This window comes from Streptococcus sp. CL6.22 (assembly GCF_049738055.1).
In the GTDB taxonomy this organism is placed as follows: domain Bacteria; phylum Bacillota; class Bacilli; order Lactobacillales; family Streptococcaceae; genus Streptococcus; species Streptococcus mitis_DJ.
Genome location: NZ_JBKOTV010000004.1, coordinates 25,131 through 50,124, shown reverse-complemented (window position 1 = coordinate 50,124; position 24,994 = coordinate 25,131). Strand labels below are relative to the sequence as shown.

General features: G+C 37.6%; 21 protein-coding genes and 2 pseudogenes. 9 read left to right on the top strand and 14 right to left on the bottom strand.

The window, feature by feature from the left end:
• The 9 genes and pseudogenes from ACLNCW_RS02800 to xerS all read left to right on the top strand — a co-directional run bounded on the left by ACLNCW_RS02800 (position 1) and on the right by xerS (position 9,851).
• Positions 1-996: a galactofuranosyltransferase gene (locus ACLNCW_RS02800; protein WP_049544605.1), complete on the top strand. Its 996-nt coding sequence runs from the start codon at positions 1-3 to the stop codon at positions 994-996.
• A 5-nt stretch (positions 997-1,001) separates the two neighbouring features.
• Positions 1,002-1,964 (top strand): capsular polysaccharide synthesis protein, encoded by a 963-nt coding sequence (locus tag ACLNCW_RS02795; RefSeq protein WP_049544604.1) that lies wholly within the window; start codon positions 1,002-1,004, stop codon positions 1,962-1,964.
• The gene (locus tag ACLNCW_RS02790) at positions 1,965-3,515 is read left to right on the top strand and encodes a lipopolysaccharide biosynthesis protein (RefSeq protein WP_424845330.1); all 1,551 of its coding nucleotides are present in this window, start codon (positions 1,965-1,967) and stop codon (positions 3,513-3,515) included.
• 10 nt (positions 3,516-3,525) lie between these two features.
• Positions 3,526-4,635, top strand: coding sequence for a glycosyltransferase (locus ACLNCW_RS02785; RefSeq protein WP_424845329.1), 1,110 nt, complete (start codon positions 3,526-3,528; stop codon positions 4,633-4,635).
• 236 nt (positions 4,636-4,871) lie between these two features.
• Positions 4,872-5,723: a ribosome biogenesis GTPase YlqF gene (ylqF, locus tag ACLNCW_RS02780; RefSeq protein ID WP_386683301.1), complete on the top strand. Its 852-nt coding sequence runs from the start codon at positions 4,872-4,874 to the stop codon at positions 5,721-5,723.
• A complete protein-coding gene (locus ACLNCW_RS02775) occupies positions 5,710-6,489 on the top strand; it encodes a ribonuclease HII (RefSeq protein ID WP_386683298.1) in 780 nt (259 codons plus the stop codon). The genes ylqF and ACLNCW_RS02775 overlap by 14 nt, the downstream gene beginning before the upstream one ends.
• Before the next feature lie 16 nt (positions 6,490-6,505).
• Entirely contained in the window at positions 6,506-8,056 is a 1,551-nt protein-coding gene (locus tag ACLNCW_RS02770; RefSeq protein WP_386683295.1) for a ClC family H(+)/Cl(-) exchange transporter, read from the top strand.
• A gap of 176 nt (positions 8,057-8,232) precedes the next feature.
• Positions 8,233-8,483, top strand: a pseudogene (locus ACLNCW_RS02765) (hypothetical protein); the annotation flags it as partial.
• Positions 8,484-8,780: 297 nt separating this feature from the next.
• Positions 8,781-9,851, top strand: a complete 1,071-nt coding sequence (gene xerS, locus ACLNCW_RS02760; protein WP_020903340.1) for a tyrosine recombinase XerS — start codon at positions 8,781-8,783, stop codon at positions 9,849-9,851.
• A gap of 72 nt (positions 9,852-9,923) precedes the next feature.
• Here the strand turns inward: xerS and ACLNCW_RS02755 are convergent, their stop codons facing one another.
• The 14 genes and pseudogenes from ACLNCW_RS02755 to ACLNCW_RS02690 all read right to left on the bottom strand — a co-directional run bounded on the left by ACLNCW_RS02755 (position 9,924) and on the right by ACLNCW_RS02690 (position 24,904).
• On the bottom strand, positions 9,924-10,913 hold the full coding sequence (locus tag ACLNCW_RS02755) for a lipoate--protein ligase (RefSeq protein ID WP_424845328.1): 990 nt from the start codon (positions 10,911-10,913) through the stop codon (positions 9,924-9,926).
• A 59-nt stretch (positions 10,914-10,972) separates the two neighbouring features.
• The gene (gene lpdA, locus ACLNCW_RS02750) at positions 10,973-12,676 is read right to left on the bottom strand and encodes a dihydrolipoyl dehydrogenase (RefSeq protein WP_424845327.1); all 1,704 of its coding nucleotides are present in this window, start codon (positions 12,674-12,676) and stop codon (positions 10,973-10,975) included.
• A 45-nt stretch (positions 12,677-12,721) separates the two neighbouring features.
• On the bottom strand, positions 12,722-13,765 hold the full coding sequence (locus tag ACLNCW_RS02745) for a dihydrolipoamide acetyltransferase (RefSeq protein WP_023948181.1): 1,044 nt from the start codon (positions 13,763-13,765) through the stop codon (positions 12,722-12,724).
• A 450-nt stretch (positions 13,766-14,215) separates the two neighbouring features.
• Positions 14,216-15,208: an alpha-ketoacid dehydrogenase subunit beta gene (locus tag ACLNCW_RS02740; protein ID WP_000448715.1), complete on the bottom strand. Its 993-nt coding sequence runs from the start codon at positions 15,206-15,208 to the stop codon at positions 14,216-14,218.
• A gap of 15 nt (positions 15,209-15,223) precedes the next feature.
• Entirely contained in the window at positions 15,224-16,192 is a 969-nt protein-coding gene (locus ACLNCW_RS02735; protein ID WP_424845326.1) for a thiamine pyrophosphate-dependent dehydrogenase E1 component subunit alpha, read from the bottom strand.
• A 153-nt stretch (positions 16,193-16,345) separates the two neighbouring features.
• Positions 16,346-17,707: a sodium-coupled multidrug efflux MATE transporter PdrM gene (gene pdrM / locus ACLNCW_RS02730; RefSeq protein WP_024057035.1), complete on the bottom strand. Its 1,362-nt coding sequence runs from the start codon at positions 17,705-17,707 to the stop codon at positions 16,346-16,348.
• A 40-nt stretch (positions 17,708-17,747) separates the two neighbouring features.
• Positions 17,748-19,016 carry a dihydroorotase gene (locus ACLNCW_RS02725; RefSeq protein WP_203175442.1) on the bottom strand — a complete coding sequence of 423 codons (1,269 nt, stop codon included), beginning with the start codon at positions 19,014-19,016 and terminating at the stop codon, positions 17,748-17,750.
• A 12-nt stretch (positions 19,017-19,028) separates the two neighbouring features.
• Positions 19,029-19,493, bottom strand: coding sequence for an NUDIX hydrolase (locus tag ACLNCW_RS02720; protein ID WP_001135778.1), 465 nt, complete (start codon positions 19,491-19,493; stop codon positions 19,029-19,031).
• A gap of 9 nt (positions 19,494-19,502) precedes the next feature.
• A complete protein-coding gene (locus tag ACLNCW_RS02715) occupies positions 19,503-20,156 on the bottom strand; it encodes a uracil-DNA glycosylase (RefSeq protein ID WP_424845325.1) in 654 nt (217 codons plus the stop codon).
• 61 nt (positions 20,157-20,217) lie between these two features.
• Positions 20,218-20,910: a YjjG family noncanonical pyrimidine nucleotidase gene (locus tag ACLNCW_RS02710; RefSeq protein ID WP_314847791.1), complete on the bottom strand. Its 693-nt coding sequence runs from the start codon at positions 20,908-20,910 to the stop codon at positions 20,218-20,220.
• A gap of 124 nt (positions 20,911-21,034) precedes the next feature.
• Positions 21,035-21,253 (bottom strand): hypothetical protein, encoded by a 219-nt coding sequence (locus ACLNCW_RS02705; RefSeq protein ID WP_424845324.1) that lies wholly within the window; start codon positions 21,251-21,253, stop codon positions 21,035-21,037.
• Positions 21,254-21,603: 350 nt separating this feature from the next.
• Positions 21,604-23,287 (bottom strand): annotated as a pseudogene (locus ACLNCW_RS02700) (ABC transporter ATP-binding protein).
• A gap of 21 nt (positions 23,288-23,308) precedes the next feature.
• A complete protein-coding gene (locus ACLNCW_RS02695; protein ID WP_424845323.1) occupies positions 23,309-24,028 on the bottom strand; it encodes an ABC transporter ATP-binding protein in 720 nt (239 codons plus the stop codon).
• A 135-nt stretch (positions 24,029-24,163) separates the two neighbouring features.
• Positions 24,164-24,904, bottom strand: coding sequence for an ABC transporter permease (locus ACLNCW_RS02690; protein WP_084924466.1), 741 nt, complete (start codon positions 24,902-24,904; stop codon positions 24,164-24,166).
• Positions 24,905-24,994 lie beyond the last annotated feature (90 nt).

The following is a 24,994-nucleotide window of genomic DNA, read 5'->3' as shown; positions in this document are numbered from 1 at the left end:
ATGAATTATTACTTAAAAGAATTTTACGCAGAAGCCAAACATGCAGGATCTAAAGCTAGATTAGATGCTGAAAAAATAATGGTAGAAGCAGGATATCAGGCTTTTCCCCTAAATAATGATTCAAATCCCATCGCTTTGACAAAAGATGATGTATTAGTTCTTCAATTTCCGTTATTATGGCATTCCTTAAAAAAACAAATTTTAACGAGATTTTTGAAAAATAGAACATTCAAAGCTTATTTGCTGATTCATGATATCGAGTCCCTGAGAAACAAAACAATCAATTCATTTACAGATTTCAAGTACTCTATTATCCATTTTTTACAAAATAAAACCGTACTTGAAAAAGTAGATGGTATTATCGCTCATAATGAAAAAATGAAAGCAGAACTTGTGCGATTAGGAATACCGGAAGAGAAGATTGTTTCATTAGAGATATTTGATTATTTGATTCCAAATTATAAAGAGAAGAAAATTTATGAGAAAAATACGGTTATAGTTGCTGGAAATTTCGATATTCGGAAAACAAAATACGCAAGACAATTACCCCAAAAACCAGATTTTTCTATTTATGGTATTAACTTTGAAGAGGAGAATCTTCCTTACAACGTTCATTATCAAGGTGCTTTTTCTCCTGATAAACTTCCTAATCACTTGCATGGAGGTTTTGGCTTAGTCTGGGATGGAGATAGCCCCCATACTTGTAGTGGAATGTATGGAGAATATTTAAAACTTAATAATCCTCATAAAGCGTCTTTATATTTAGCATCAGGTTTTCCAATCATCGTATGGAGCCAATCTGCTTTGGCTGATTTTGTAAGGAATAATCAATGTGGAATACTTGTTGATTCATTGTTTGAAATTGCAGATTGTTTAAACTTAATAGATGAAAAAGATTATCAAGAATTGATTAAAAATAGCAAGAAAACCGGCCAAAAAATCCGTCAGGGGTATTTTCTTAAAACATCCTTAGAAAAATGTGAAAGGAAATTTTAGCGTTTATGAAATTCCAAACCTTACAAGAAAAAATCACTCGCTATCATACAATTCTAAAATGTTATGGTCTCAATCCAACTCTAGCTTATTATCTTGCGCAACAGTCTGAGACGAAGTACTATGATTTTCGTAGAAAAATTCTTTTGGATTTTGTACTAAAATTAAGAAAAGAAGCACAACTAGTTGATTCGAGTAATGAAAAAGAGGAAGAAACAACAGAATTTCCGAAAATAATTTGGACAATGTGGCAACAGGGAGAAGCTCAAATGCCTGAGACAGTCCAGGCTTCAATGAAGACCATAAAAGATTTCGCCAAAAGAAATGACTGTGAATTCTATTTGTTGACGGATGAAAATCTGGCGGATTTCATCAATATTCCAATAGACATCACCGAAAAATACAAGAAAAAAGAATTATCAGCTGCGCATTATTCAGATATTATTCGTTTTAGTCTCTTATACCAATACGGTGGAATTTGGATGGATGCAACCTTATTTGTATCTCCCTATGCAACTTTAGAAATGTTTGAGGGTGACTTCTTTACTCTGAATCATCCACCCTTACAGCCAGAAAAAATGGAACGAACTGTCGGTGACTTTAAATGGGCAGGTTTCTTTCTAGCAGGAAAAAAAGGCAAACCTTATTTTAAACATATTCGGGATTTATATCTTTACTATGTTCGTAAATACCCAGTTTTTATTCATTACCTGATGATGGATTATTTTATTTTGTCCGAATATCAGTGCAATCCTTATTTTGAAAACTTAGTGGATAGATTACCGATTCTAGCACCAGCTGAGCGTGTTTGGTTTTTAAGAGACCATGCCCATGATCTTTTTGAGGAAAAAGAATGGGAAGAAGTATTAAAAACAACACCGATTTTGAAAACGACTTATAAAATCAAGAAAGAAGAAGTCCTTCCAGGAAGTTATCTCGATCAACTTTTACAAGGAAAATTAAAGGAATAGATGAAATACACGAAAAAAAGTAGAACAGAATTTGCCACCTTAAATACAAGTATTGCTCTGGCATTGCAACCTTTTCAAGTCCTTCTTGGCTTTATCAATCGAACTATTTTTATCAATTTACTTGGGGTAACCTATCTAGGATTAAACAATTATTTGTCTAGCTTAGTTTCTATTCTGTCTTTGGCAGAATTAGGGGTTGCTGGAGCCATGAGCTATGCACTATATGACCCCTTAGGCAGAGAAGAACATGGAAAAATCAATGCTTTTATGATTCTTTTCAAAAAATTATATATAATCATTGGCTTTTCTATTTTTATACTGGGTGCTATACTTTCTTTATTTCTTCCTTATATGATAAAGGATTATACGGTAAATAGTGAAGTATATTTGATTTTTTTCCTCTTTGTATTTAACTCAGCTTCCAGCTATTTTTTCTCCTATAAACGAACCTTGCTTTATGTCGATCAGCGTAATTATATGATGACTTTGATTGACTTTGGATTAAATACGCTTCGTGTATGCTTGCAAATCGGAATTTTATTCTTTACCAAAAATTATATCTTTTATCTATTGATCAGTATCATGATGAATTTTATAGGGAATATCATCATGTCGGGGATTGTTGATAGATTGTATGGTTACTTGTTTAAGAATGAGATAACACCCATTAATCAGGAGGAAAAAGAAAAATTTATCCGAAATATCAAAGGAAATATAGTCGGTAGTATTGGAGAAACGATTGTTTTTCAAACAGATAGTATTCTAATGGCAAGTTTTGTCAGCTTAGCAGCTATAGGTATTTACGGGAATTATACCTATGTTTTAGGATTTCTTTCACTGATTTTAAATACTGTGATTAATTCAGTTGTTTCTTCCGTAGGTAACTTAGTCCATTCGGAGTCTACGACAGTAGCAGATATGGTTAAATTCCTAAAAAAATTCCAGTTTATTACTTTTAGCCTGATTTATTTTGCTAGCTTAGGTTATTTAATGTTCATTCATCCATTTATGACTATCTGGTTAGGTGAGAGTTTTTCATTTAATTATACGATTGAGATTTTGATCGTCCTTCATTTTTTCCTAACTTTTTATAGAAGACCGATTCTAACGTTGATTTCAGTTTATGGATTAAGTTATGAGCAAAATAAAAAAGTTATCGTCGAGATTTTATTAAATATTTCCCTTTCACTCTACTTTTTAGTGATTTTAGATTTAGGGGTATCTGGAATTTTATTGGGTACGATTTGTTCAACAGTCTTGACCTGTACATGGTATGAACCCTATAGCGCCTTTAAGTATGGATTGAAAGCTTCCTCAAAGGATTTTTTTAAAACATTGTTACAAGATTTCACTGTCGCAGGGATAAGCTTTCTACTTTTGAGTTTGCTGGATAACTACCTCTTAACTCAGCTAGATTTCATTTTCGGTTTGATCATCAAAATCGTCCTTTATTTGATAGTATTGGGTGTCTACGTTTTCCTATTTAGAAATCATGAAGGCGGTAGACAAATCATACTGATGATTCAAAAAGTATTAAAGTTAAAAAAATAAGGAGAAATCAATGAAAAGAATATTGGTTTGTGGTCTGGTTCCAGATGTTGGTGGCTTGGAAAAAATTGTTCTAGATTTTTATAACCATATTGATACCTCTGAATTTGAACTGGAATTTTTACTACAAGGTCCTGAAGATGTTGAATTTAGTGATCATTTTAAAAAGCTTTGTCGCAATCCTCTAGTCGTTCATAGAATCCCCAAGTTAAGACCTCATATCCAGCAAGCCTTAAAAGAATGGGATGATTTTTTTAAGAAGAATGCTCATCGTTATGATATTTTATGGTCCAATCAAAACGGCCTGACTCATCTAGAATTTTTAAAATTAGCAAAGAAATATGGGATAGAAAAAAGAATCGTTCATGGACATTGTGCGACAGCAGATAAATTTTATCGTTTTATTCACCCAATTAATCGACTTTTTGTCGGAAAATATGCAACAGATTTTTGGGCCTGTGGAACAGAAGCATTGAACCATTTTTATCATGGTCAAGAAAGAAAAAAAGCCTTGGTTATTCATAATGCCATTGATGTTGAGAAGTTTTTATATGATCAAGAAATGCAAACCCAACTTCGAAAGGAGTATCAGATCCCTGAAAATTGTTTGGTCATTGGGCAAGTTTCCCGCTTAAATGAGAAACAAAAAAATCAAAGTTTCTGTATTAAGGTCTTTTCTGAAATCGTCAAAAAAGAACCAAATTCCCGTTTAGTTTTTATCGGAAGAGGTGATACTGCATTTTTAGAAAATGTGGCAAAAGAATATGGTGTAGAAGATAAAGTCATTTTTACAGGATTGACCACTAATGTCGGAAAAATGCTAAATTTATTAGATGTGTTCTTCTTCCCATCTAATTTTGAAGGATTGCCAATTGTACTCATTGAAGCACAAGCAAATGGATTACCTGTTGTAACTGCAAATCATTTACCAGATGCAAGAATACTAGATAACTACGATAACAGCCTGTCTTTGAAAGACTCTCTTGAAGAATGGGCGGATAAAATTTTGTCAGTCAGAAATAATCGGGAACTTGATACAGAAAAGGTGAAACAGCTAATAGATGAAAATGGCTACGAGATTGAATCAGCAACCAAACAGTTGGAAAAATTATTTGATGAGTAATAAAAAATTGATGGAGAGGACAAAAATGTCTTCTCTAATTTTTTTATAATGATTTAATAGTTTGGAACACTATTTAATCCTGAAGCAAAAGCGGACAAAATAAAGAAGTCATGATATAATATAAAGTAGATTTCTATGTTATCAAATAAGAACTGTTTGGACATTATTCATTTGAAAACTCCTTGATGTTCAAACAATAGGGGCTCTAAACCCCTGCTATGAAAGGAAAAAACTCAATGGCTACTATTCAATGGTTTCCTGGTCACATGTCTAAAGCGCGTCGACAGGTTCAGGAAAATTTAAAATTTGTAGATTTTGTAACGATTTTGGTGGATGCACGCTTACCTTTATCTAGTCAAAATCCTATGTTGACCAAGATTGTTGGTGACAAACCAAAACTCTTGATTTTAAACAAGGCGGACTTGGCTGATCCAGCAATGACCAAGGAATGGCGTCAGTATTTTGAATCACAAGGAATTCAGACTCTTGCTATCAACTCCAAAGAGCAAGTGACTGTAAAAGTTGTAACAGATGCGGCCAAGAAACTCATGGCGGATAAGATTGCTCGCCAGAAGGAACGCGGCATCAAGATTGAAACCTTGCGTACCATGATTATTGGGATTCCCAATGCTGGTAAATCAACTCTCATGAATCGTTTGGCTGGTAAGAAAATTGCCGTTGTCGGCAATAAACCAGGTGTTACCAAGGGGCAACAATGGCTCAAAACCAATAAAGACCTGGAAATCTTGGATACACCAGGGATTCTCTGGCCTAAGTTTGAGGATGAAACTGTTGCGCTTAAGTTGGCCTTGACTGGAGCTATTAAAGACCAGTTGCTTCCTATGGATGAGGTAACTATTTTTGGTCTCAATTATTTCAAAGAACATTATCCAGAAAAGCTGGCCGAACGCTTCAAACAAATGAAAATTGAAGAAGAAGCGCCTGTTATTATTATGGATATGACCCGCGCCCTCGGTTTCAGAGACGACTATGACCGCTTTTACAGTCTCTTCGTGAAGGAAGTCCGCGATGGCAAACTCGGTAACTATACCTTAGATACATTGGAAGACCGCGATGGCGACAATTAAAGAAATCAAAGAACTCCTTGCAACGGTCAATGCCCTAGATAGCCCTGTTTTTTTAGAACTCGAAAAGGATACTCGCTCTGGAGTTCAAAAGGAAATCAGCAAGCGTAAAAAAGCCATTCAAGCTGAATTAGATGAGGATCTTCGTTTGGAATCCATGCTTTCCTACGAAAAAGAACTTTATAAGCAAGGATTGACCTTAATTGCAGGTGTTGATGAGGTTGGTCGTGGTCCTCTTGCTGGTCCTGTAGTCGCTGCAGCCGTTATTTTGCCTAAAAATGGTAAGATTAGAGGCCTCAACGACAGCAAGAAAATTCCTAAAAAGAAACATCTAGAAATTTATCAAGCCGTTCAAGATCAAGCCTTATCAATCGGCATTGGTATCATGGATAATAGAGTCATCGACCAAGTCAATATCTATGAAGCAACCAAACTGGCCATGAAGGAAGCAATCTCCCAGCTTAGTCCTCAACCTGAACATCTCTTGATAGATGCCATGAAACTGGAGTTGCCAATTTCACAAACCTCCATCATCAAAGGAGATGCCAACTCCCTCTCGATTGCAGCAGCTTCTATAGTAGCCAAGGTGACACGTGATGAATTGATGAAGGAATACGATCAGCAGTTCCCTGGCTATGATTTCTCTGCTAATGCAGGATATGGAACTGCTAAACACCTAGAAGGACTGGAAAAACTAGGAGTTACCTCAATTCACCGGACCAGTTTTGAACCCGTTAAATCGCTGGTTTCTGGAGAAAAAGAAAGATAAGTTAGAAGGAATGATTATGGAGGAACAGTCAGAAACACTCAGTTCTAAGAAAGAATTTGCCTTTGCCTCAAGTACCATATTATCCCAAGTAGGACGAGGAATCATCGTCGGTCTCGCCGTTGGGATAATCGTCGGATCCTTTCGTTTCTTAATTGAAAAAGGCTTCCACCTGATACAAGGACTTTATCAAGATCAAGCGCACCTAGTGCGCAATCTTTTTATACTGGTTTTATTTTACATACTCATCTGCTGGCTCAGTGCGAAATTAACTCGATCAGAAAAAGATATCAAAGGCTCAGGAATTCCTCAAGTCGAAGCCGAACTGAAAGGCCTTATGACCCTCAACTGGTGGGGTGTTCTTTGGAAAAAATATATTCTAGGAATTCTAGCTATTGCCAGTGGACTCATGCTAGGGCGTGAAGGGCCAAGTATTCAACTTGGAGCAGTTGGTGGTAAAGGTATTGCCAAGTGGCTCAAATCCAGTCCAGTTGAGGAACGTTCCTTGATTGCTAGTGGTGCAGCTGCAGGACTAGCTGCAGCCTTTAATGCACCGATTGCAGGACTTCTCTTTGTGGTAGAAGAAGTTTATCACCATTTTTCACGCTTTTTCTGGGTCTCAACTCTAGCAGCCAGTCTCGTAGCAAACTTTGTCTCTTTGCTCATATTTGGCCTAACACCCGTACTGGACATGCCAGACAACATCCCACTCATGACCCTGGATCAGTATTGGATTTACCTCCTTATGGGAATTTTTCTTGGACTTTCCGGTTTTCTCTATGAGAAGGCTGTATTAAACGTCGGCAGAGTTTATGACTGGATTGGTCAAAAAATTCGTTTAGATAGAGCTTATTATCCAATTCTGGCCTTCATTCTCATCATACCAGTCGGAATTTTCTTACCTCAAATCCTTGGTGGTGGAAATCAGCTGGTTCTTTCCTTAACTGAGCAAGATTTTAGTTTTCAAGTTCTATTAGTTTACTTTTTGATTCGCTTTATTTGGAGTATGATTAGTTATGGAAGTGGTCTTCCAGGTGGAATTTTCCTACCAATTTTGGCGCTAGGTTCCTTACTTGGTGCCCTAGTTGGTGTTATTTGTGTCAATCTTGGACTTGTCAGTCAAGAGCAATTCCCTATATTTGTCATTCTAGGAATGAGTGGCTATTTTGGAGCAATATCCAAAGCTCCCTTAACTGCTATGATACTTGTGACTGAGATGGTAGGAGATATTCGTAACCTCATGCCACTTGGATTAGTCACCTTAGTCGCCTACATCATCATGGATCTACTCAAAGGTGCGCCAGTCTATGAGGCTATGTTGGAAAAAATGCTGCCTGAAGAAGCATCAGATGAAGGAGAAGTCACCCTCATTGAAATCCCTGTTTCAGATAAAATAGCAGGAAAACAAGTACACGAACTCAACTTACCACATAACGTACTCATCACTACTCAAGTCCATAATGGTAAGAGCCAAACAGTTAACGGCTCAACCAGAATGTATCTCGGCGATATGATTCATTTAGTTATTCCAAAAAGTGAAATTGGGAAAGTCAAAGATTTGTTGTTGTAGAAGTTTTTTCACATAATTTATATTATGTGAAAAACAATTTCTTAATTAAACATATTAGAAAACCGATTCTCAGCAATGAGGTCGGTTATTTATTGTTAGAAATATTATAATATATTATAAAAATGATTAAATTATTCTAGGTTATAGTACAATAAGAAAAAAGGAGAAAAACTTAAATGAACAATTCCAGCACTAAAAAAATTATAAAAGGCTGCTAATCGTTTTGTTAATCGCAATCATCACAGCAGGAGGTGTTTTTATGTTTAGCATGTTAGGGAAATCCAAAGAAGAGCGTCGAAATAGAGAATATGAAGTTAGTTTGGTAAATACCTTAAAGAATTCCTATGAAGGGATTGAGGAAGTTCATATAACCGACTCTTCATATGAATCAATTCCGTCAGATGCTTGGGGAGCTAAAGTTAAAATAAAATCAAGTTTTGACCAAAAGTCGAAAACAATTGCAAGAGATACTAAAGCAACAATAACAAGTATTAACAACCAAATGGACACTGCAATACAAGGAAAAGTCCGCAAAAGTCTTGAAACAAAAATACCTAATATGTTAGTCAAGTATGATGATGTATAAAGAAGAATTTTTCGTATGGTTATATAGTTTTCTTTGCATCTATGTCCTCTATAACATCTTTCCGAAAAACTATAATTTTCTTGAAAAATAAATAAGTCTATGCTATACTACTAGTAGACTTATTTATGGAGAAAATACATGAAACGTGAGATTTTACTGGAACGAATCGACAAACTAAAACAAATCATGCCCTGGTATGTTCTTGAATACTACCAATCTAAGCTGGCTGTACCTTACAGTTTTACAACCTTGTACGAATACCTCAAGGAATATGATCGATTTTTCAGCTGGGTTTTAGAGTCTGGTATCTCAAACGCCGATAGAATATCTGATATTTCTTTATCTGTCTTGGAAAATATGTCTAAGAAAGACATGGAATCTTTTATTCTTTACCTACGTGAACGCCCTTTGCTGAATGCTAATACAACCAAGCAAGGAGTTTCTCAGACAACTATCAATCGAACCTTGTCAGCTCTCTCCAGTCTTTATAAGTATCTAACCGAGGAAGTCGAAAACGATCAGGGGGAACCTTATTTTTATCGTAATGTAATGAAAAAAGTTTCAACCAAAAAAAAGAAAGAAACACTTGCTGCCAGAGCTGAAAACATCAAACAAAAGCTCTTTCTAGGTGATGAAACAGAAGGTTTTCTAACTTATATCGACCAAGATTACCCACAACAGCTCTCAAATCGCGCCCTATCTTCATTTAATAAAAATAAAGAACGTGATTTGGCCATTATTGCTCTTCTCTTGGCGTCCGGTGTTCGCTTGTCTGAAGCAGTTAATCTAGATATAAGGGATCTCAATCTCAAAATGATGGTTATTGATGTCACTCGAAAAGGGGGCAAACGTGACTCGGTCAATGTCGCTGCCTTTGCAAAACCTTATCTAGAGAATTATCTAGCCATTCGAAATCAACGCTATAAGACAGAAAAAACAGATACAGCCCTTTTTTTGACTCTCTACAGAGGTGTTCCTAATCGTATCGATGCTTCCAGCGTTGAGAAAATGGTTGCTAAGTACTCTGAGGACTTCAAAGTCCGTGTAACACCCCATAAACTACGCCATACGCTAGCAACCAGGCTCTATGATGCCACTAAATCGCAAGTTTTGGTCAGTCATCAGCTAGGACATGCCAGTACACAAGTCACTGACCTCTATACCCATATCGTCAACGATGAACAAAAAAATGCTCTAGATAGTTTATGATTTTACGTATTTTAAATTATGTAAATACATATCAAAAAAAGAAGCTGGTCCTACAACCAACTTCTTTTTGATTTATCCAACTACCGCTTCAGCGATTTCTTCACGGCTAATACCAGCAAAGTAGCGTGTGATATCAATGGTTTCTAGCGCTTTGAGGACATCTTCGCGTTCATATTTTACCCCACGAAGGACATCTTCTACTGCAGCAACGTCTTCAATACCAAAGAAGTCACCATAAATCTTGATGTCTTGGATTTTTGATTCAGTAACGTTAGCAAAGACTTCAACCTTACCACTGGTGAATTTTGTCCCACGACGGACGTTAAATTCAGGTGATTTACCATAGTTCCAGTCCCAAGTACCAAACTTAGTATCCTTGATGTGATTGATTTCAGCTAATTCTTCCTCAGAAAAAACGTATTCTGTCATCTCTGGATACTCTTTTTTCATGTATTCCAAGAGTAAGTCACGGAATTCTTCGACTGTGATTTTTTCTGGTAGTTCATTGACAATATTGGTTACACGAGCACGGACGGATTTCACACCTTTTGATTCAAATTTATCTTTTGAAACCTTGAGGGCGTTAGCAAGGACTGACAAATCAACGTCAAAGAGCAAGCAACCGTGGTGCATGATACGACCGTTGATATAGGCTTGGGCATTGCCACAGAATTTCTTGCCGTCAATTTCTAAGTCATTACGACCTGTGAACTCAGCTTTAACCCCAAGTTGAGCCAAAGTATTGATAACTGGAGTTGAGAAGCTCTTAAAGTCAAAAGCCTTGTTTTCATCTTCTTTTGAGATAATCGTGTAGTTGAGATTGTTTAAATCGTGGTAAACAGCTCCACCACCACTGATACGGCGGACCACCTCAATACCATTTTCTCGAACATAATCACGGTTGATTTCTTCGATGGTATTCTGGTGACGACCAACAATGATAGAGGGCTTGTTAATCCAAAGTAGGAAGATTTGATCCTCATCCAAAAGGTATTTAAAGGCATATTCTTCCAAGGCGATATTAAAGGCAGTGTCGTTTGAATGATTGATAATATATTTCATGATATCCCTTTATACGATAGAGACTGGAAAATATCTTTCCAGCCTAGTCTATCTTCATTTTATTTTTTCTTAGGTGAATGGATGGCCATTCCTAGAACATCTGCAAATGCTTCATACATCACTTCAGAGTAAGTTGGGTGTCCGTGGATAGTCTTCAGCATTTCTTCAACAGTAATTTCCATTTCGATAATGCTCGACGCTTCATTGATCAATTCTGCAGCTGCAGGACCGATGATATGAACACCAAGGATTTCTCCATATTTCTTATCTGCAATGACTTTTACGAAACCTTGAGCAGCATCCGATGCAATAGCACGTCCGTTGGCAGCAAAGTTGAATTTACCGATGGCAACATCGTATTTCTCACGAGCTTGTTCTTCAGTAAGACCTACTGCTGCTACTTCAGGAAGAGTGTAGATGGCTGCAGGAGTCAAGTTCAACTTGGCAACAGCATGATTTCCTTTAAGGGCATTTTCTGCTGCTACTTCACCCATGCGGAAGGCTGCGTGCGCCAACATCTTAGTACCGTTGATGTCACCTGGAGCGTAGATGCCTGGAACAGAAGTTTCCATGTATTCGTTGACCTTGATACGTCCACGATCCAATTCAAACTCAACATCGCCAATACCTTCAAGGTCTGGCACACGACCGATTGAAAGAAGGGCTTTACTTGCGATGACATCGTCTTTTCCTTCAACCTTGATACGAAGTTGACCATTTTCCTCGATGATTTCTTGGAGTTTAGTGTCAGTCAAGATGGTCATGCCTTTACGTTCAAGAATCAAGCGAAGGTTCTTAGAAACTTCCGCATCCATAGCTGGTACGATACGGTCCATCATTTCAATAACAGTCACTTTTGAACCAAATGTCATGAAGGCCTGCCCGAGTTCGATACCGACAACGCCACCACCGATGATTACGAGGCTCTCTGGAACTTCGTTCATTTCAAGAATGTCGTCACTGGTCATCACCAGTGGAGATTCCATACCAGGGACGTTGATCTTGCTGACTTTTGAACCACCAGCAAGGATAATTTTCTTGGTTTCAAGCAATTCTGAACCATTTACCAAGACGTTCTTGTCTTTAGTGATTGTACCAATTCCCTTATGAACAGTAACTCCGTAGCTACGAAGAAGACCTGCAACACCACCTACTAAGGTATTAACAACTTTAGATTTAGTTTCTAAAAGTTTATCCATATCTACAGTGAAGTTTGGATTCTCGATAACGATACCACGGTTTGCTGCATGACCGATATTTTCAATGATTTCTGCGTTGTGAAGGTAGGTCTTGGTAGGGATACAGCCACGGTTCAAGCAGGTTCCACCGAGTTCTGATTTCTCAACAAGGGCAACCTTACCACCAAGTTGAGCTGCTTTAATGGCTGCCACATATCCAGCAGGACCTCCACCAATCACGACGATATCAAAGGCATCATCGCTCTTGCCGTCGTCGTTTGAGGCACTAACTGTAGGCGCTGGGCTAGCTTCTGGCGCTGCTGCTCCAGCTGTTGGGATATTTTCCCCTTCTTCCCCAAGGTAACCAATGACTTCCGTTACAGGGACAGTTTCCCCATCTCCTTTGAGGATGGCAATCAAGTAACCATCTTCTTCAGCTTCCAATTCCATGCTGACTTTGTCAGTCATGATTTCCAAAAGGATTTCTCCTTCTTTTACAAATTCTCCGACTTTTTTATTCCATTGGACGATTTGTCCTTCTGTCATATCCACGCCGGCTTTTGGCATAATTACTTCTAAGGCCATGTCTTCCTTCCTTTATCTATATCTTTAAAATGAATCCTCTTGTTCTTAAATCAACATTGAGATTGGATTTTCAATCAATTCTTTCAAGTCTTTCATAAACTTAGCACCTGCCATACCATCTACAACACGGTGGTCAATTGTTAAACCAAGACTCATGATTGGACGAATGACAATCTCACCATTGACGACAACTGGCTTCTCAATAGTCGAACTGACACCAAGAATAGCTGAGTTTGGTTGGTTAATAATAGGACCAAAGGACTGAACACCAAACATTCCCAAGTTACTGATAGTAAATGTTGAATTTTGCAGTTCGCTTGGAGCTAATTTACCATCCAAGGTACGGCCAATAACATCCTTAAAGGCTACAACCAGTTCAGAAAGACTCATCTTCTCAGCATTGTAAACAACAGGAGTCATCAATCCATTATCCATCCCAACTGCCATCGCAAGGTTGACATAGTTGTGAGTGATAATAGTCTTGCCATCTTCAGTCAATGAAGCGTTGATGAAAGGGTGTTTCATAAGAGTCTTAACAACAGCAAGTGAAAGAAGATCTGTTACAGTGGTCTTCTTCCCAGTTGCTTCCATGATTGGCTCAAGAACCTTCTTACGAAGAGCCAACATTTCAGTCATATCAACTTCATAGTTGAGCGTGAAGGTTGGCGCAGTTAGGTAAGATTCAACCATGCGTTGGGCAATAACCTTACGCATTGGTGTCATTGGAATACGCTCGATTTCACCGTATGGTGTTACATTATCAGGAACTTCTTCCACTTTTTCAATCTGAGCAGGAGACTTGATGGTATCGTTTTCGATATTTTCAGGAAGCAGGGCCAAAACATCCTTCTTCATGATTTTACCACGATGACCAGTTCCTTGGATTTCCTGCCAAGCAATGTTATGTTCGAGGGCAATTCGTTTTGCAAGTGGCGAAATGCGAACCACATTTGTGTCTTTATAAGTTTCCACGTCTTCTTTGTGGACACGACCGTTTGCACCTGAGCCAGAAACGTCGTAAAGGTTGATCCCTAGATCATCCGCTAACTTTCTAGCTGCAGGAGTCGCTCTTAACTTGTCATCAGCCATGACCTCTCCAATTCTATTATAAGATACTAAGGGCGTCAAAAGTCAAAGTGAAAATAGGAAACTTGACGAAGAAACTTTAGTTTCTAGGAAAGTTTATCTTTTTCACACAGACTTTAGCCCGAGTTCAATTAAATGATACAAAGGGCGTTAAAAGCGACTGAAAAATAGGAAATCGATGATGGCTTCGATGAAGCCAAGGAGATTTATCTTTTTTCAGAGCTTTTAGCCCGTGCTCAACTCTACAAGCAACTTGGATACAACACGTATCTCAAGTTGCTACGGTTGCCGCTATTAGGCGACCAACCTAGTAGACTTACTAAGTTTTTTATCGAATATTATTGATTCGTCAAAAAACTGTCACAACTTTACAAATAACTTGGGTACAATACATATCTCAAGTTACTAAAGTTAAAAACAACCGTTATTTTACATAACTTATCTTATGTAATTCTATTCTTTATTATATGTTTTACGGATGGCATCTTTGATGCTTTCAACGGTTGGAATCATTGCATTTTCTAGGTTTTGTGCATAAGGCATTGGCACATCTTCTCCTGCGCAACGACGGATTGGTGCATCTAGATAGTCAAATGCTTCCGATTCTGAAATAATAGCTGAAATCTCTCCGATATAGCCGCTTGTTTTATGGGCATCGTTAACCAGAACAACTTTACCAGTCTTCTTAACTGAGTTAATGATGATCTCCTTATCAAGCGGAACAAGGGTGCGTGGGTCAACAATCTCAACAGAAATTCCTTCTTCTGCTAATTCTTCAGCTGCTTGAACCACACGGCGAAGCATTTTTCCATAAGTAACAACTGTTACATCCGTACCTTCACGTTTGATTTCCCCAACTCCAAGTGGAATCGTATAGTCTGGATCAACTGGTACTTCCCCTTTTTGGTTAAATTCTGACTTGTACTCAAGGATAATAACAGGGTTGTTATCACGGATAGAAGACTTAAGCAATCCTTTCATGTCCGCAGGCGTACCTGGTGCTACAACCTTAAGTCCTGGGATATGAGTGAACCAAGACTCTAGAGATTGTGAATGCTGGGCTGCAGAACCAACTCCGTTACCAGCTGCACAACGAACAGTCATTGGAACCTGACCTTTCCCACCAAACATATAGCGTGTTTTAGCAGCTTGGTTGACGATATTGTCCATGGCAATAACCGAGAAGTCCATGAAGGTCATATCGACGATGGGACGAAGTCCTGTCATGGCTGCTCCGGCTGCTGCTCCAGAGATGGCAGCTTCAGAAATAGGACAGTCACGAACACGTTCTGGACCAAATTCTTCAAGCATTCCAACAGAAGTTCCGAAGTCTCCTCCGAAGACACCGACGTCTTCTCCCATCAAGAACACATTTTCATCGCGACGCATTTCCTCAGACATAGCAAGGATAATGGTGTCACGGAAGGACATTGTTTTTGTTTCCATTTTATCTCTTTCTCCTTAGTCTGCGTAAATATCTTCAAATGCTGATTCAAGCGGTGGGAATGGACTTTCCTCTGCAAATTTAACAGAAGCTTCTACTGCTTCCTTGACTTGCGCTTGGATTTCTTCCAATTCTTCGACACTTGCAATGTTATTTTCAATGAGGTACTTGCGAAGGTTTTCGATTGGGTCTTTTTGTTTCCACAATTCGACTTCTTCACGTGTACGATATTTACCAGGGTCAGATGATGAGTGACCAAGCCAGCGATAAGTAACACTTTCAATCAAGACTGGACCATTACCACTGCGAACATGATCTACAGCTTTCTTAAATCCTTCATAGACGTCGATGACATTGTTACCGTCTTCGATGAACATTCCAGGAATTCCATAAGCGGCGCTACGTTGATGGATATGTTCGACATTGGTCATTTTCTTGATATCCGCAGAGATACCGTAACCGTTGTTGATGCAGTAGAAAATAACTGGCAGGTTCCAGATAGAAGCCATGTTCACTGCTTCGTGGAAAACACCTTCGTTGGTCGCACCATCTCCAAAGAAGCAGACAACGATTTTTCCAGTATGTTGCATTTGCTGACTGAGGGCTGCACCAACAGCGATTCCCATACCACCACCTACGATACCATTGGCACCAAGGTTACCAGCATCAAGGTCGGCAATATGCATAGAACCACCTTTACCTTTACAGGTTCCAGTGTATTTACCGAGGATTTCAGCCATCATTCCATTGAGGTCAATCCCTTTGGCAATAGCTTGTCCGTGACCACGGTGGTTTGAGGTAATTAGATCATCTGGATTGAGAGCCAACATAGCACCCACGTTAGCCGCCTCTTCTCCAACAGAAAAGTGCGTCATTCCTGGCACTTTCCCTTTCTTTACTAATTGCGCAATTTTTAAGTCCATACGACGGATTTCTTCCATCTTACGGAACATCTCTAGCAAAAGATTTTTATCTAAAATTGACATCTTCTTGCCTTTCTAAGTTTCTTCTTACCTTACTATTTTACCGTTTTTGACAAATACTGTCAAAGTTTTTCTAAAGAAAATTTCACAAAATAAAAAAGAAAACCCCATTGGAATAAGGGATTTCCTTATCAAGAATATTTTTTCACAAACTTTTTAGCGTTTATATTTTTCTAAAGATTCAAATCTCTTCATAATCACAGTTAAACGCCAACGGTAGAGAACTCCACTCACAACCAAACTAATAATCAAGCCGATCCAGTAAGAATAAGCTCCAAAATCTGTTAGGGAATCAAATACCATAGCCACTGGGATTGCTACTCCCCAATAGCCAACCAAACCAAGGTAAAAAGGAATAACTGTATCCTTATAACCCCGTAAAATTCCCTGAAGCGGTGCCGCAAAGGTATCTGCTAATTGGAAGAAAAGACTATAAGTCAAAAAGCGCGCTGTCAAATCGATAAATTCTGGGTCGTTACCATAAAGACTGGCCACATTTCCCCTAAAAATGTAAAGGAAAGATAAGGTGAAGGCCGCAAAAATGAGGGCTGTCCATCTTCCTAAACCAATATAAGTTTTTGCATCATCAAATCGCTTGGCTCCCACTTCATAGGAAACGACAATAGCCATAGCTGATGAGATACTCATAGGAAAGGCGTACATAAGACTTGAAAAGTTCATGGCTGACTGGTGACTAGCGATAATCAAGGACGAGAACTTAGCCATAATCAAGCCAACCACGGAGAAAATAGCCACTTCTGCGAAGACAGTTCCCCCAATTGGCAGACCTAAACGAACTCCTTCCTTGATTTTATCCATATTAAGAGGAATGCGTTTCTCAAGATGTAAGGCTTTGAGCTTCTCCTGTTTAAATAAAACCAGAACAGAAATCCCAAGTAAGACCCAGTAGGCCAAGGAAGTACCTAAACCAGCACCAGCACCTCCCAGTTCTGGAACACCAAAGGCACCGTAAATCAAGAGATAGTTAAATCCGCTATTGAGAGGGAGTAACAAAAGCATGAGATACATGGACAGTTTGGTCAAGCCCAGCGAATCCAGCAAGGAACGAATGACACTAAAAAGTAACAGGGGGATAATTCCGATAGATAAAAACCAAAGATAGCGAACCGCTACTGCCGCCACCGGTGCTTCTAGTCCAATATGATTCAAGATTGGTGGTGCCAAGAAAAGCACCATCCCCAGCAAGACCACAGATAGACCCAAGGCCAAATAGATGAACTGGTAAAAATCGGATGCAACTTCTTCCTTTTTGCCTCGACCAAGATGGTGACCAATGATGGGCACCAAAGCTGAAACAATCCCTGTTAGGAAAGTAAAGAAAGGATTCCAGATACTGGTTGCCATAGACACACCAGCCAAGTCCATAGTATTGTATTGACCTGTCATAGTCGTATCAACAAAGGATGCAGAATAATTGGCAAATTGATAAATCAGGATAGGGAAAAATATCTTTAAAAATAAGATAAACTTGTCTTTGAAATGATGGGTTTGGTACATATAGGCTCTCTATTCTTTTTGTTTACAGAGCAGACTCCCCCTAGTTTTGATAGACGATTTGTCCCTTACAGATGGTATATTTAACCTGCCCTTTTAAGGTTTCACCGATGAATGGTGAATTAGCTGCTTTCGAAGCAAAATGGGAGTCCACAAGGCGGTCAGCCTTAGCATCAAAAATAGTGATATCTGCTGGACCATTCTCAGCCAAGTAACCTGCTTCAAAGTTGTAAAGTTTGGCTGGGTTGTAGGTCATCTTTTCAAGCAATTCCATCAGGCTTAACTCACCAGCTTCTACCAAATAGGTCAAGCCGAGAGAAAGAGATGTTTCCAAACCTGTCATACCAGATGGCGCTTTGGTAATATCCTCAACATTTTTTTCATCTGCATGATGAGGCGCGTGGTCAGTCGCGATAACTGTGATGACACCTGACTTGAGACCTTCAATCACGGCACGACGGTCTGATTCCAAACGAAGTGGCGGATTCATCTTAGCATTGCTTCCTTGTGTCAAAAGGAGCGCTTCTGTCTTGGAGAAATGCTGTGGCGCTACTTCTGCTGTTACTTGCGCTCCCAATCCTTGAGCAAACTCCACTACTTTAACACTTTCTTCCTTAGACAAATGCTGGATGTGAACATGTGCCTTAGTTGCATAGGCAATCATGACATCACGCGCCATCATAGCGTACTCAGCCACCCCAGTCGCACCGCAGATATGGAAATGTTCTTTAGCGATATTTTCATTAAAGCCAAGAACACCGTTCAAACCTGGATCTTCCTCATGAAGACTAATAAAGGTATTAAGCTTTTTAGCTTCCTCCATGGCTTCCTTGACAACTTTACTGCTCTCAAGCGGAATACCGTCATCAGAAAAACCAACAGCTCCAGCTTCTAAGAGTGCTTTAAAGTCAGTCAAATCTTGCCCATTAAAATTCTTAGTAATGGTCGCAACCGTCTTAACATTAATCTTCTCTTTGGCAGCTGACTGGAGAACTTCTTGCAAAGTCTCCACGTCTGAAATGGTTGGACTAGTATTAGCCATCATGACAACCGTGGTAAAACCACCTGCAGCGGCTGCTAGGGCACCAGTATGGATGTCTTCCTTGTGGGTCTGACCAGGTTCACGAAAATGAACATGGATATCAACCAAGCCAGGAGCAACTACAAGACCTGTGGCATCCAGGATTTCTGCGCCTTCTTCTTTAATTTCAGGCGCAATTTTGATAATCTTTCCATCTTCAACCAAGACATCACACACTTGATCCAAACCAGACTTGGGATCCATAACACGACCATTTTTGATTAGTAGCATCTGCTTTCTCCTTTATTCATAAAAATCAACTTGGGTATCCAACAATTTATCCCCATCATAAACAAACTTGGCTGAAAAGAAGGGTTTATCTTCTAAAAGCCACCCAACAAAGGTATGGTCACCTTCCCAAGTCGGCTTACTCAAAACCTCGTCATAGGGGACCCATTCCAGCGTCCCCTCATTGCAATCAATCAAATTCCCCTCAAACTCCGTCACCTTAAAAACATAGGTGTACCAGTCTAAATCTGGTGTGAATTCAGGAAAAGTGATAACACCTTTTAGAACTGGCTTGGCTTTGAGTCCTGTTTCTTCAAGGATTTCACGTGCTGCACATTCCTGTGGAGTCTCACCACGCTCCAGCTTACCACCCACACCAATCCATTTCCCTTCATGGACATCATTTGGCTTCTTATTACGATGGAGCATGAGCAGTTCTTTCCCGTTATCAATGTAGCAAATCGTCGCTAACTGAGGCATATTTTCTCCTTATCTAAGCCAATCGATTGGCTCTTGTCCTGTTTCTTTTAAGAATGCATTGGCCTTGGAAAAAGGCTTGGAACCCCAAAATCCTCTATAAACTGACAAAGGACTGGGATGGGCTGATTCGATAATCAAGTGATGAGGATTGGTAACTAAGGCCTTCTTCTTGCGTGCATAAGCTCCCCAGAGTACAAAAACGACTTGTCTATCTAGATGATTGACCACCTGAATCACAGCATCCGTAAAAGGCTCCCATATCTGCCCAGCATGACCATTAGCCCGTCCAGCCGGAACTGTCAAACAAGCATTAAGAAGTAAGACTCCTTGCTCAGCCCAAGCTGTCAAATCATGGGATTTCTTAACCCCGATGTCATCTGACAATTCTTTCAAGATATTTTGCAAGGATGGCGGAGCTGGGATAGAGTCAGGTACAGAAAAACTCAAGCCCTGCGCTTGACCTGGCCCGTGATAGGGATCTTGCCCTAGAATCACCACCTTAACTTCTTCAAGCGGTGTAGTCAATAGAGCCTGAAAAACCTTTTCCTTGGGTGGATAAATAGTCCCTTGGGAATAGACCTGCTCCATAAACTGATTGATTTTCCCAAAATAACCCTCAGGTAATTGCTCCTTAATCAAAGCATGCCAAGACGAGTGTTCCATAGCCAACTCCTTCGTTTTTACTGCCTCTATTATAGCAAAAAGTGGCTTTCTAAACCACTTTTTACAGTTTATCTAAACAATCCAGCAAGTATTGGTAAGAATGGACTTCGTAGGTTGGCTGGGCTTGTGTGTGATTTTCTAGGTGATGAGGGTTGTACCAGATAGTATCAATCCCCGCATTATTGCCACCTTGAATGTCGGCGGTTAGAGAATCTCCAATCATCAGCGTCTTTTCTTTACTAAAACCTGCAATCTGTTGGCCAATCTTTTCATAAAAGAGAGCATCTGGCTTTTGTGTTTGCAATTGTTCAGAGATAAAGACTTGATTGAAATAAGGTGCCAGACCAGATTGAGCCAAACGTCCCGTCTGAATAGCAGTAATGCCATTTGTCGCAGCATATAAGTCATAATCACGCTCGATGAGGCTATCTAAAAGTTCATGAGCACCTGAAAAAGCTTGCCCTTGCTGGGATAGGTAAAACTGGTAATGTTGGGCTAGAAAACTACCGTCTTTTTCCTGTCCAAAGTGAGCAAATAAACGAGAAAAGCGCGTGTTAACCAGCTCTTGTTTACTGATTTTCTTTTGCTCCAAGTCCTTCCAGAGAGATTTGTTCATAGGAACGTAATAGTCTTTATAAGCCTGAATATCTGCAACTCCTTCTTCTTTTAGAAGTTGCGTCAAAGCCACATCCTCAGCAGCATCAAAATCAAGCAAAGTGTGGTCGAGGTCGAAGAGTAGAAATTTGTAGGACAATTTTAGATTTTCCTTTCTAAGATAAACAACTTTCACTTCAGTCGGCTGTTTAATGTAAAAACTTAAAAGTGGTATAGTATCACAAAGAATAATCGTTCCAATTGATTAACTAATCCATACTATTCTAGTCAAGTTTATTTTTATTATAGAAAAATCTTCTATAAATTCGAGCAATAGTCAACATAAATACGGAGACTACCCCTATAATAGTTAAAACTGATTTTCCTATCCCTGTTTCAGCATTTATTATGTAAGTGTGAAATAAAGGTGCTAGACCTAGCAAAACATATAAGATGTAGAAAGCTAATTTTAACTCTCCGATACCTGCAAAAAAATGTTTCATTTTAAATATTTTCCTTTGAAGCCCCTAATGTTTAAAAATAATGACTGCTTAAAATTAAACAGCTCTAAAATCTAAATATTTGTCAGAGATAAGCTATACTAAGATTATTTTTTAATCACAACCTTCTTGCTCTTATGGTTTAATTATATTATAACACTATAAAATTTTCAATTTAATTGATACTTACCATTTAATCATATTCGATGAGTTGTATTTTACAGCTTAATATTATTTAGCCTTCTTTTTTAGTTACTTTTTAATTCTCAAATTTCCTTTGTTTATACAACCATAATATTATTGAAAAAGAACTTGAGATTAAAGATTTTCATCCTCTTTTTATTCTGGTAGCATTACACACTCAACTCAACCAATTTATAAAATTCACCTTTCCTATCCATCAAGTTATCAAAAGAACCATCTTCAACAATAACTCCATTTTTCATAAAAAGAATTCTATCGTATTTTTTCAACATGCTCTTATTTAACTTATGCGTAACAACAAGAACCGTCAAATCTTGAATTTCTAAAATTGAATTTTCAATTTCAGTAGTAACTTTATTATCTAAAGACGAGGTAGCCTCATCTAATAATAAGATTGGTGTTTTTCGAATTAAAGCACGCGCAATACTAAGTCTCTGTCTTTCTCCCCCAGATAGATTTGATCCATTCTCGCCACATGAAGTTTGTAGACCTAATTCATTTTCTAAAATATAACTTTCTAAGCCAGACTGCTGTACAGCTTTTTTTATATCATCTTCAGTAAAGGATTGACTAAGGGTAATATTTGCTTTTAAAGTATCATCAAAGATATAAACATCTTGCTGAACAATAGTCATTAAGTTATAAAGGCTCTCTGCTGAAATAGCTTGCAAATCTTGATTATCAATTGAGATATACCCACTTGTTACATCATAGAAACGCAGTAATAGATTGAGTAAAGTTGATTTTCCACTACCTGACATACCTACTATTGCAATTTTCCCCCCCTTTTTGATCTGTAAAGATAAATTATTAAAAATCTTTTCCTCAGCATTAGGGTAGGAAAAATCTACATTTGAAAAAGAAATGACATCATCAAAATATTCTTTCGTTTTACCAGTTTGAAGTTCGATTACATCTTTTACCTCAAATGAATTCAGTGTAGCCTGACCTTCACGTAATTTACTCATTCCCATACCAATTTCATTTAGTGGCATTACTACAAAATTGACTAGTTGAACAATAGCTGTAACACTCCCAATTGTGGTATGCCCACCGAAGACCAGATACATTCCTCCACCAAAGGCTACTAAAAAAACAATCATCCCTGAAAGTTGAGAAATAACATTAGATAAAACATCAAATTTCCCTTTGATGAAATATATCTCATCCAATTTTTCGCTTTCGTTTTTGTAATCTTGACCGATAGCCTCTTTCACATTAAAACTCTTTATAACTAGAAACCCTGCTAAAATATCTTTAACCTTAGCTAAATACTTCTGATCGGCAATCATAGCTCTTTTTTTGAAGTGAAGCTGATTTTTGCCCAATAAATCCTGATATCATCATTGGAATAATACTAGCAATGATAACTAATAAGGTCAAAAACCAATTACCTATAAACATGGCTACTAGTGAGAAAATCATTAAGGAAATATTTTTTGAAATATTAAAATACTGGTGCAAATAATCCTGCTCAATTTTCTTCATGTTCTCAGTTAATATTGAAATAAATTTCCCTGATTTTTCCTTAGAAAATTCTCTATAATCCCTATCTAAAATAGATTTAAACACCTTATTTTTGTATCTTGACATAATCTGCCTAACAAGTTTATTTCTTAATCGAAGGGATATAAAATTAAGACTGGCATAGATAAATATTACGATAGCACCTATTAGTATCGCTTGAGTTAGAGCTTCCCTATTTTGGGACATTCCACTATCAATTATAATTTTAATAGAATAAGCAAAAGCAATATTAGTTAAAGGAACTAGTATATTAAAAATCATGAAAGTATAAAAAGACTTCTTATGGTACTTTGTCAATTGTTTCATTCCTAATCTACCTCATAATTCTTAAATTTCATTTAGAAAATGTGACATAAAATATTCTTCTAAGTCAATATTCTCTCTCCTAATCTCTTTCATAGAGACCTGTTCTAGCATTTCTCCATTTTTGATAACACCAATCTTATCTGCTATCTGTGAAATTTCCGATAAAATATGGCTTGAGATGAATATTGTAACACCACATTCCTTAGAAAGAGACAACAAAAGATTCCGAATTTCTTGAATTCCTATTGGATCTAAACCATTGATTGGTTCATCTAAAATTAACAATTTAGGTTTTGTTAGAAACGCACGAGCTAAACCAAGCCTTTGCCTCATTCCTAACGAAAACTCTTTTACTTTTTTAGTCGTATTTTTTAATCCGACCATCCTTAAGGCTCTTATTATATCTGATTCGGTAATATTTTTCCTCATATATTGCGCGTGAATTTCCAAAATTTCTTTTGCTGTGAGGTTTTCATAAAAAATTGGTGTTTCAATAACACTTCCAACCTGACTTAGGATTTCTTCTCTGTGTTCTTGTAGATTTTTCCCAAAAACCTCAATACTACCTGATGTAATTGTTGATAAGGATAACATACATTTCATTAACGTTGTTTTTCCAGCACCATTCGGTCCTAAAAAACCATAGATTTCTCCTTCAGCAATTTGAAGGTTGATACCACTTAAAATTTCTTCTTTATCAATTGTTTTAAAAACTTCTTTTACTTCAACAATATTTCTCATTTCTATCTCTCTTTCTATATCTAGCTTTAAATGCAAGGATTTTTCTTCAGGAGTATAAATACCAACTTATACAGCCTCTTCGTTTAAATAAATCATCACAAAATTAGCACTTTCTTTCCATTAAATTTAGCTATACTACTTGATATTAATATCTTTTCTTGAAATAGTATAAATTGAAAATGAAACAATTATTAAACTTATGAAACTAGCAAATATTAAGAAGAATAAGTTATCAACAAAATTATTAGTTAAACTACCTGAACTTACATTCGAAAGTAACGCTGCTAAACCAAGTCCTGAAAGCATTGTTATAGCTATTGAATGCCTAATCATACCTAAAACAAAAGGTAGTATTCCGATTAATACTGTTCCAACCGTAATTCCAGCTAAGTTAATCATTTGATTAGCTATTGGAATATAATTCGATTCGGTTAAAACTGCTACTAATTTAATTAATAATTGAATAACTAAATGTGCAGTAAAATGAGCAATAAATGATATCAGAATTACTGTAAGCATTTTTCCCCATAGTAACTTTATTTTAGAAACAGGGTAGGAAAACAGCTGAAAAATTGTTCTTCGTTTAAATTCATCAATAATAATCGCAGACAATAAATAAGATTCAAAAATCAAAAATGCTGCTTTAGTAAATAAAGATCCAAACAATGATGTTGCAATTGCCCAACTTCCCCATTTATCAGTAATTTTAATATTATTGGCACTCTGTCCAACAAAATCTCCCAGTTTATTATCAGTACCTAACCCCATGATTATGATTCCTGTAATACCTAATATTATCAATATAGTACCCAACCAAGCAAAAAATAATTTTGATTTTGAAACTTTATTTAATTCAATTTTAATAAGCGACAACATAGATTTTTCCTCCAAAAAATTTTGTTAATATTAATTACACTATTCAAAAAGCACTTTACATACTTTCGGTATGTCTAATTCTAAAAAATA